We start from the raw sequence: 9,059 nt of genomic DNA, 5'->3' as shown, positions 1-9,059 counted from the left end.
CGCCCCCCCCCCCCCCCCCCCCCCCCCCCCCCCCCCCCCCCCCCCGCCCCCCCCCCCACCCCCCCCCCCCCCCCCCCCCCCCCCCCCCCCCCCCCACTTCAACCCACATCGATCACGGCCCGACGACTAGCTTCGCGAGGCTGTCGATCTGCCGTTGGAGGTCAGAGAGCCGCTTCCTTAGGTCGTCGTCCGCGACCGCGATCAGGTCATCGGGGTCGATGATCTCCAGATTCTTGGCCGTAGCGTTCAGCGCGCGCTGGAACCTGGCACGCTGTTCTCGGGTGAGCACGTCCGGATCGTCCGACACCGCCGTGCTGACCAGGCCCTGGACGGCTTCGAAGGCCGCCGCCACCGCTTCCGGAGGTGACGCCGCATCGGTCGCAATCGCCAGGTGATCAGCCGCCTGCTTCTTGATCCCGTCAGGCAAATCGATCAGCTGGCCTGTCGACGTCTTGGCGCTTCCCTCCTCCGCGGCTCGACGGACGTACTCGATCTGGGTGGCCTTGCGTTCGTCGGCCGCCACTGAGGCCAGAGCTTCCTTTGCTCGGGCTGCTGTCTTCGGGTCGGCCATGATCGCGGCCCGTAGCGCGGTGGGGTTCTCGGCGATGACCAGGGCCATCGTCGGCCTGATGCCTTCTGCGGCGGCTTGGTCAGCGATCGCTTGCTGGCGGTCTTCCGAACTTCCACTGGTGGACCGTGACCGGTAGTAGAGCGGCCAGTCGTCTGCGTCAGGCAGCTCCAGCGGCTCGTGGCCGGGGTAGAGCTTGTCCGGCCCGAGTGCTACGACGCCCGCCTCGGCTGCGGCCTCCCAGGCGCGGTAGTACCGCAACACGCGCTTGGCGGTGGTGTTGGCACGGCGGGCAAACTCGCTCGCCGAGATTTTTGTTGAAGTTTCAGCGTTTCGATCGAAACGCTGATCGGTCCGTCGGTCCCCACCGTTCCCTCGCCCGATCTCCACCTGGCAGGCCACGAAGAACCCTAGCCACCAGCCTCCGGCCCTATCGAGGGCCGCCCACGCCTGGATGTCCCGGTCGCGTTGCTCCTCGGTGTAGCCGGTGATCCCGTCCTCGGCGAGAAGGCGCCTCACCTCCGAGCGCATCGTGTCCATCTCCGCGCGCATGCGCGGGTTGCCCTCGTGCGGGTGCGGAATCTGGAGCAGTTGAAGGAGGTGGGCTAAAGATCACACCTTTCAGCAGGTAGCGAGTGATCGTCATGAACAACGGGGCAAACGTTGCCTGACGCGGCACTAAGCTCCCGCCCTGCGGATCCGGGCGCCGGAGTGACCCGTTCGCATCATCCGAGTGAGGGACCGGGGCCATGACAATCGCCGCCGGGAGCAGCGGGGATACAGGGCAGACCCCTGCCCGTTCCCGCCCTCCCGGAGGAAGCGTTGCGAAGAACCCGAGCTCTGGTAGTCCTGATCACCCTGGTCCTCTCCCTCGCGGCGCCGCCCGCCGTCGCTCGGGAGGCCGGCGTCCCCCCGGCGAGCCCGTCCGCCGCGTCGGCGGAGGTGCTCACCCAGATCATCGGTGATCCCGTGGCCGTGCCCAAGAGCGATGACCACCCGCTCTACGAGGCGAACGTGACCTGCCCGGCCGGCCAGTACGCCACCGGGGGTGGTCCGAAGGTCTCGCCCGCCCACAACCCGCTGTCGTTGATCAGCTCCTACCCCCGCGGCAACGGCTGGGTCGTCACGGTGGACGGCCAATCTGACGTCGACGCGACCCTGTGGGCGACGGTGATCTGTTCCACGGAGCCGCACACCCAGTTCTCCAACGGGCCCGCCACGGTTGCGCCGCGGAGCGAGGGCGGCCTCACGGCGACCTGCCCGGCCGGCCAGTACGCCACCGGCGGCGGCGGCTACGTGGACCTCTGGAGCAACATCGACGTCTACGAGTCCTTCGCAGACGGGAACGACCTGAACAACAGCTGGATCTACTACATCAACAACACGTCGGGAAGGTCCCTGCAGTTGTGGCCCTTCGTGATCTGCTCGACCTCGCCGCACCACCACTACTGGGGCGCCGGCGCCAAACTCCCCTTCTCCCACGGGACCGCTGGCGATTTGCTGGCCTGCCCGTCCGGTACGGTCACCGGCGGAGGCGCGCTCGCCATCGGAACGGCGATCTTCGAGTCCAGTTTCTGGGGCAACGGCTGGCTGTCCCAGGCCGTGAACACCACGGGGGACCATCCGGAAGTGCGCGTGAACGTGGTCTGCAAGGACTGAACCGAGCGGACCGGCGCGGAGTGGAGGTCGGCAGGTCCGACTTCCACTCCGCCGGGCTTCAACGGCCGCCATCCGCCAGCGGCTTGACCCAGCTGCTCCACTGCAGCTGGGGCTGGTAGCCAGCGGCCTGCCAGATGCGGTGGCCGAGGGCGTTGTCGTCCAGCACCATCGCGCCAGCCGCCGAGCGCGGCGAAGCACTCCTCGGCGGCGGCCAGCAGGGCGGCGCCGATGCCTCGGCGGCGGTGGTCGGGATCAACGGCGAGGCGGTACAGATGGCACCGCCAGCCGTCCCAGCCGGCGATGACGGTGCCAAGCGGGGTGCCCGGGTCGTCTGTCGGGGCGGCGACGAGCAGGCAGTCCAGGGCCCGGGCGAGCAGTGCCGCCACGCCCGCCTCGTCGTCGGTGATGCTGGGGATTCGGCGCAGGGTCTCCCGACTTACCGCGGTGACGACCTTGCGTGTGACCAGGTGCTCGGCGAGCTTGGCCAGGCTCCGGGTGGAGAACGCGGCGATACCCCAGTCTGCTAGTACCAACGCCGTTCAGTTAAGCGTGGGGCCCGTGTGTGAAGGCCGGTGGGCAAAGCAGCGGAGCTCCCGTAGAAGAGGTCTGTCCTCCAAGACATCCTCACCACGGGAGCTCCGCTGTTGGAACAGGCTGCCATAACGCGGACGGTCAAGGTAGCCGCCGGGGCGTTCGCGCCAGGTCATATCGGCGAGTTGACGCGGATCGTGCCGTTCGAAATGGTCGATGAGGTACTGGCCGGGACGAAGACGGTCCAGCAGCGGGTCAGGCTGGTGCCGGCCCGGGTCACCGTCTATTTGCTGCTCGCTGGAGCGTTGTTCGCCGGGCTGGGCTACCGGCAGGTCTTCGACCGGATGTGCGCCGGTCTGGCGGACCTGGCACCCGCCAGGCCCGGCGGCAGCGCGTTGCGGCAGGCCCGCCAGCGTCTGGGGGCCGCGCCGATGAAGGCATTGTTCGACCTGGTCCGCGGCCCGGTGGCCACGACCGCGTCGGCGGCGCGGTGGCGTGGTCTGCTGGTCGTGGCGGTCGACGGGACGCTACTGCCGGTGCCGGACAGCCCGGCAAATCTTGTGGTCTTCACCAAGCAACGGTGCAACAACGGCTCCGGGGGCTATCCGCAGTTGCGGCTGCTCGCACTCGTGGCCTGCGGGACGAGGGCGGTGATCGGGGCCGTGTTCGGCCCGGCCACCACCGGCGAGCTGGAGTACGCGGGCCGGCTCACGGGTGACCTGCGGGCCGGGATGCTGCTGCTGGGTGACCGGCACTTCGCCGCCGCCGATCTTATGAACCGTCTGGCCGCCACCGGCGCCGACCTGCTGGTGCGGTGCAAGTCCGCCCGCAGACTGCCGCCGGTGGCCCACTGCCGGGACGGGTCGTTCCTGGCCCGGCTCGGCGCGCTGACCGTACGGGTCATCGACGCCGAGATCAGCATCGTCACCGCTCGGGGGACCCGCACCGGGCACTACCGGCTGCTGACCGCCCTGACCGATCCGTCAGTGCACCCGGCCGCCGAACTCGTCCGGCTGTACCACGAACGCTGGGAGATCGAGACGGCCTACGCGGAGCTGAAATCCACGGTCCTGGGCGGACGGGTCCTGCGCGCCCGCACCCCGGCCGGGGTCGAGCAGGAGGTCTGGGCGCTGCTGGTCGCCTACCAGGCGCTGCGGACCGCGATGACGGACGCGACCGACAGCGTCCCGGGCACCGACCCGGACCGGGCCGGCTTCACCGTCGCGCTGTCCGCCGCCCGCGACCAGCTCGTCCAGGCTGCGGGTGTCATCGCCGACACCGTGATCGACCTGGTAGGAGTCATCGGCCGCAACGTCCTGGCCCAGCTCCTGCCCCGACGACGGGTCCGCACCAAAGACCGCATCGTCAAACGCGCGATCTCCAAGTACAACGCACGCGGACCCGCCATCGACCGGGCCACCTACAAAGCCACCATCAGCATCACCATGCTCACGACCGACCCTTGACACGACCCACACCGCCCTAACTGAACGGCGTTGGCTCTAGAACCCCTTCCTGGCGGTGGACGTTGCCCCTACGGTGGCGCCGTGACGATCACCAGCACGTCGTACCAACTCATCGCCGTCTCGGGCGCCGGCGCGCCGCCCTGGGTCTCCTACACCGGCCTCGTCGTCAGCGTCGTGGTGGCCGCGGGCACAATCACGATGCACCTGCGCACCCACTGGCGCGACCAGCGCAAGGACGGTGAGGAGTATGCGGCGAAGGTCTCCGCCTGGACCGGCCCGGACACCGGGGAAGGCCCCCGGAACCTCTACCGCTACGACTCGATCGTGGTTCGAAACGGCGCGGACCAGCCGGTGTTCAACGTGGTGGCGGTCCTGCAAGGTGCGGAACCCGGCGAAATACCCGGTGAGACCGACGTGGTGAACATAGTGATCGGCTTGATCCCGCCCGGGGAGTCGGTGGACAAGAAGATCAGCATCGCCGTACCGCAGGAGATCGTCCAGCGGCCGGTCACCATCTGGTTCCAGGATGTTCGGGGACGCCGGTGGGAGCGGGACGAAGCCGGACAGCTTCGTCGGCGGGAGCGCGTGAAGGGCACCGCCCTTGAGCCCGCACCCGGCGCAACGACGACGGATCGATCGGACCCGCCACGCCTGAACCCGGGGCCGCGAGGCGCCTGCTGGGCAGGTTGGAGCTGCTGCTCAAGAGGTCCTGACCGGCCCGACGTCAACGCTGGTTGCCGAAACGATCTGTGGGCGGGCGGCTTCGGGGGTACGGTCCCGTGCACACGGGTTCAAGGCGTGCACGGGATGGGGACCAGCATGGCACCTCCGGAGGGAATCAGCATCGGCCAGCGGATCGCGGCCTACGAGGATGTGAGGGGTTTGAGCCATCGGCAGCTCGCTGACCGCGCCCACGTCTCGTACAGCCTGCTCACGAAGGTGGTGTCGGGGCATAAGCCGGCGACGCCGGAGTTCGTCGCAGCGGTCGCACGGGCTCTGGGAGTTGAGCTGGGCGACCTCCAGCCGCTCTCGTACAGTGACGGCATGGCCGATGACCCGCTGGTCCCGATGATGGGGCCGATCCGTTCGACGCTCGATCTGTACGACCTGCCGCCGCAGGAGGACGTCCGGCCGCGGCCTCTTCCGGCGCTCCGCGCGGCGGTGCGGAAGGTGAACGCGCTGGCCCAGGCCGCGAAGTACAAGCCGATGGTGGCGATGCTGCCGGGTCTGCTGGTCGAGCTGCACACGGCCGCGCACGAGTTCACCGGCGAACAGCAGCGCCAGGCGTGGGGCCTGCTGGCGGAGGCGTACCGGTGCGGGCACTCGGTCGGGATCGCGATCGGCCTGAACGACCTGTCCGCGACGGCGCTGGCCCGGATGGACTGGGCCGCCCAGCGGGCCGGTGACCGTGCGCCCGCACTGCGAGCCGCCCGCGAGTACCTGCGCGTCACCGCCTATCTGCGCGTCGGTGACCTGGAAGCCTGCCGGCGTCTCCAGGAGTCCGGCCGCGGCCACCTGGAGGGCACCGACGCCAAGACGCCGAGCGCGCTCGTCACCGCGGGTCAGCTCCACCTCGGCTCGGCCGTGGTCGCCGCCCGCTCCCGGCAGACGGACGTGATGAAGCACCACCTGGACGAGGCCCAGAAGGTCGCCGCCAAGACCGGCGAACAGCCTGACCTGTCGCTGCACTTCGGACCCACGAACGTCGCCGTGCACCGGGTGATGACGCTGGTGGAGGCTGGCGAGCACGACCAGGCAGTGGATGCCGCCAAGGGCCTGCGGTTCCCGGCCGGGTGGGCGCCGACCAGGATCGGGCACCACCACATCGACCTGGCTCGCGCCTACCGGTGGATGGCCAAGCCGGATGCCGCGCTCGACCAGCTCGACGCCGCGTACGCGGTCGCGCCCGAGCAGGTCTCCCGGCACCCTCTCGCCCGCGAGACTGTGACGGCACTGTCACGCTCCGCTAGTCGCCGTAGCGTGCGCCTGTCAACCTGGATCACGCGAACGGGCGTCTGACGATCTTTCACTTCTGGTGAAATTCAGGGCCTTCCGTCAGCGGCATCGTGGTGTTCAGGCCCCGAGAGGCAACGCCCCGGGGCATGAGCCCGGTCCGGACCGCACGCAGGTTCGGACCGGTGCTTCCACCACACCGCTGATCTCCCTGGAGCCTGTGATGGCCGCTACCCGCCGCCCGCCGCACCCCGTCCCGACGCCGCCCGGGCCGCGCAGATCCGCCGGGGACCGCCTGCGGCGGACCGCTCTGGCCACCGCGGCGGCCGGCTGGGCCGACTTCCACCCGGCCGCCGACCCCCGGATGCTTCCGGCCTCGTGAGCACGGCGACCGCCCCGGCGACCGCCACCGAGAAGCCGACCGTCGCCCACCTGCCCTACCGGCCCGAATCGGCTTCGGCGGCCCGGCGCCTGGTGCGCGACAAGCTGGCCGAGTGGGGCATGGACGAGCTGATCGACGACGCCCAGCTGATCGCCTCCGAGCTGGCGGGCAACGCCGCCAAGACCGGCTGCCTGCTTCGGATGACGGTCGAGATCACCAGGATCACCGCCACGGCGGTGCGGATCGAGGTCACGGACGGCAGCCGGATCACACCGGTCCTGATGGACGCCGGCCGGGACTCCGAGGGCGGGCGCGGCCTGGCCCTCGTGCACCAGCTCACCAAAGGCCAGTGGGGAGTCACCCTGGGCACGCTCGGCAAGACGGTGCACGCGGACCTCCGGATGCGGGGTGCGGCATGACCGGCCAGCACTGCGGACACCACCGCGACCGCGTCCACGACGCCCTCAAGACCCTCCTCGTGCTCGGGCACCTCACCGTGTTTGGCCTGCTCGGCATCACCGTGCACCACCAGGAGGCCAACCACAGCGCGTTCACGGCCATCACCCCGGACAGCGACCCGCCCGAGATCACCTGAGCCCCCGACCGCCCGGAGACTCCCGTGTCCGGGCGGGCGGTCCCAGGGAGCGCTCGCCGCCGGCGCCGGCTGGCGCCTCCTTGCACTTGCCTCGGCATCACACACCACGGACCGAGAGGGATGAGATGACCACGAGCCGGCGTCTAGGTGCCGGGCGGACCGGGACGGGTGTCGGTCCAGTGCGGGGTCGACACCGGATCACTCATCAAGGCTGCACAACTGCGTTGCTCCTCATGTGATTTGTCCCAACCATCAACCCCGAGGGCTACTGTGCCTAAGCTTCCCCCCATGACCACTGATAGTGACCATGAAGTCACTCGAACGGAACAGCTCAGCAAAGACCTCGTCGCCGGCCTTCGCGCCATGGACGCGATCCGCACCGACGCCGTCGCCGCAGCGTTCCGCGCCGTGCCGCGCCACCTCTTCGCCCCCGAGGTGCCACCGGAGACGGCCTACACCAATCAGCCCATCGTGACGAAGCGGGACGAACGCGGGATCGCGATCAGCACCGTCTCGGCGCCGCGCATCCAGGCGTTCATGCTGGAGCAGGCCGACCTCCGCTCTGGCATGAGGGTGCTGGAGATCGGATCTGGCGGCGTGAACGCGGCCTACATCGCGGAGATGGTCGGTGACACCGGTCAGGTCACCACGATCGACATCGACCGCGACGTGACCGAGCGGGCCACGCGCCTCCTCGAAGCCACCGGCTACGACCGTGTCCACGTTGTCCTGGCCGATGGCGAGTTCGGTGTCCCCGAGCACGCTCCCTACGATCGGATCATCGTGACGGTCGGGGCATGGGACATCCCGCCGGCTTGGACGGACCAGCTCACCGAGAACGGCCGCATCGTCGTCCCGATCCGCACCCGCGGCCTCGGCCGGTCGGTGGCCTTCCAGCGCGAAGGCGAGCGCCTGGTCAGCACGTCGATCGAGCGGTCCGGCTTCGTCGCCATGCAGGGCGCCGGTGCCTTCGGCGAAGAACTGGTCTACCTGCACGACGACACCGTGGCCCTACGCGTGGATGACGGGCAAAAGGCCGACAGCAAGCTCCTCGCGCAGGCCCTCCAGCAGCCAAGGGAAGAAGTCTGGACGGGCGTCTCGGTCGGCGATCAGGAGCCGTTCGACGATCTCGACCTGTACCTCGCCACCACCCTTCCGGGCTTCTGCTTGCTGATGGCCCACGAGTCTGCCGTCGAGGCCGGGATCGTCCAGGCGCGGCCTCTGGGAAGCTCGGCGGTCTTCTCCGGCGGTGCCTTCGCGTACGTCGTCCTTCGTCAGCTCGACTCCGACAGCTATGAGTTCGGCGTCTTCGGTCACGGACCGGGAGCCGGACTCCTCGTGCGGCAGGTCGCCGATCAGGTCGCGGCCTGGGACAGCAAGCACCGCGGTGGGCCCGGCCCGGTCATCACCGCCTACCCCGCCGCGACGCCCGACGACCAGTTGCCCGGCGCGCTGGTCATCGACAAGAAGCACCGCCGGATCACCGTCTCCTGGCCCTAACGGGCCAGGTCGCAAGGAACGTCACGACACAAGGGAAGGGGAAACGACATGGCTGACACGGTCACGGACAGCGTCACCCAGTTCGACCTGGACATCACGGTGGTGAGCAACAACGACGTCTACGGCGCTCTCATGAGCAACACCGACGACGGCTGCGGCTCCACCTGCCCGGCCTGCGCCAGCGGCGCCGGCGGCGGTAAGGGCGGCAGCGGCGGCAGTGGTGGGAGCGGTGGCAAGGGCGGCAAGGGCGGCAAGGGCCGTTTCATCGCCGCCTGACCGGTACCGCGCAGTCAGGCTGGCCCGGGGGCCGAAAAGGGCCCGGGCAACCCCATCCCCCCTGCTAGGGGGGGATTTTTTTCGTCCTTTCCACCCACTTCCGTTCCTGTTTTCTTCCCCCCCAAAAAA

General features: G+C 69.6%; 9 protein-coding genes and 1 pseudogene. 8 read left to right on the top strand and 2 right to left on the bottom strand.

What is annotated here, in order from left to right:
• Nucleotides 1–112 precede the first annotated feature (112 nt).
• A complete protein-coding gene (locus ACZ4W5_RS23550; protein WP_360228172.1) occupies nucleotides 113–1,120 on the bottom strand; it encodes a hypothetical protein in 1,008 nt (335 codons plus the stop codon).
• A 270-nt stretch (nucleotides 1,121–1,390) separates the two neighbouring features.
• Here ACZ4W5_RS23550 and ACZ4W5_RS23545 point away from each other — a divergent pair, with 270 nt between their 5' ends.
• On the top strand, nucleotides 1,391–2,227 hold the full coding sequence (locus ACZ4W5_RS23545) for a hypothetical protein (protein WP_465656682.1): 837 nt from the start codon (nucleotides 1,391–1,393) through the stop codon (nucleotides 2,225–2,227).
• Between the two features lie 58 nt (nucleotides 2,228–2,285).
• Here the strand turns inward: ACZ4W5_RS23545 and ACZ4W5_RS23540 are convergent.
• Nucleotides 2,286–2,694, bottom strand: a pseudogene (locus ACZ4W5_RS23540) (GNAT family N-acetyltransferase).
• A 177-nt stretch (nucleotides 2,695–2,871) separates the two neighbouring features.
• Between ACZ4W5_RS23540 and ACZ4W5_RS23535 the strand changes: the two are divergent.
• The 7 genes from ACZ4W5_RS23535 (at nucleotide 2,872) to ACZ4W5_RS23505 (ending at nucleotide 8,930) form a co-directional block, all read left to right on the top strand.
• The gene (locus tag ACZ4W5_RS23535; protein WP_360228166.1) at nucleotides 2,872–4,224 is read left to right on the top strand and encodes an IS4 family transposase; all 1,353 of its coding nucleotides are present in this window, start codon (nucleotides 2,872–2,874) and stop codon (nucleotides 4,222–4,224) included.
• An 81-nt stretch (nucleotides 4,225–4,305) separates the two neighbouring features.
• Nucleotides 4,306–6,243, top strand: a complete 1,938-nt coding sequence (locus tag ACZ4W5_RS23530; protein ID WP_465656680.1) for a helix-turn-helix domain-containing protein — start codon at nucleotides 4,306–4,308, stop codon at nucleotides 6,241–6,243.
• 157 nt (nucleotides 6,244–6,400) lie between these two features.
• Nucleotides 6,401–6,559: a hypothetical protein gene (locus ACZ4W5_RS23525; protein ID WP_360228160.1), complete on the top strand. Its 159-nt coding sequence runs from the start codon at nucleotides 6,401–6,403 to the stop codon at nucleotides 6,557–6,559.
• Complete coding sequence (locus ACZ4W5_RS23520; RefSeq protein WP_360228157.1) at nucleotides 6,556–6,978, top strand: ATP-binding protein; 423 nt, start codon at nucleotides 6,556–6,558, stop codon at nucleotides 6,976–6,978. Before ACZ4W5_RS23525 ends, ACZ4W5_RS23520 begins: the two co-directional genes overlap by 4 nt.
• Nucleotides 6,975–7,154: a hypothetical protein gene (locus ACZ4W5_RS23515; RefSeq protein WP_360228154.1), complete on the top strand. Its 180-nt coding sequence runs from the start codon at nucleotides 6,975–6,977 to the stop codon at nucleotides 7,152–7,154. The genes ACZ4W5_RS23520 and ACZ4W5_RS23515 overlap by 4 nt, the downstream gene beginning before the upstream one ends.
• A gap of 288 nt (nucleotides 7,155–7,442) precedes the next feature.
• Complete coding sequence (gene fxlM, locus ACZ4W5_RS23510; RefSeq protein WP_360228151.1) at nucleotides 7,443–8,654, top strand: methyltransferase, FxLD system; 1,212 nt, start codon at nucleotides 7,443–7,445, stop codon at nucleotides 8,652–8,654.
• A gap of 48 nt (nucleotides 8,655–8,702) precedes the next feature.
• Complete coding sequence (locus ACZ4W5_RS23505; protein WP_360228148.1) at nucleotides 8,703–8,930, top strand: FxLD family lanthipeptide; 228 nt, start codon at nucleotides 8,703–8,705, stop codon at nucleotides 8,928–8,930.
• Nucleotides 8,931–9,059: the final 129 nt, after the last annotated feature.

The organism is Kitasatospora sp. NPDC029367 (assembly GCF_055569135.1).
This window is presented reverse-complemented; position numbering and strand designations above follow the sequence as displayed.

Bases quoted from the DNA above. Each gene is read 5' to 3' on its own strand.
- ACZ4W5_RS23515 (WP_360228154.1), top strand. From the start codon at position 6,975: ATGACCGGCCAGCACTGCGGACACCACCGCGACCGCGTCCACGACGCC.
- ACZ4W5_RS23525 (WP_360228160.1), top strand. From the start codon at position 6,401: ATGGCCGCTACCCGCCGCCCGCCGCACCCCGTCCCGACGCCGCCCGGG.
- fxlM (WP_360228151.1), top strand. From the start codon at position 7,443: ATGACCACTGATAGTGACCATGAAGTCACTCGAACGGAACAGCTCAGC.
- ACZ4W5_RS23550 (WP_360228172.1), bottom strand. From the start codon at position 1,120: ATGCGCGCGGAGATGGACACGATGCGCTCGGAGGTGAGGCGCCTTCTC.
- ACZ4W5_RS23505 (WP_360228148.1), top strand. From the start codon at position 8,703: ATGGCTGACACGGTCACGGACAGCGTCACCCAGTTCGACCTGGACATC.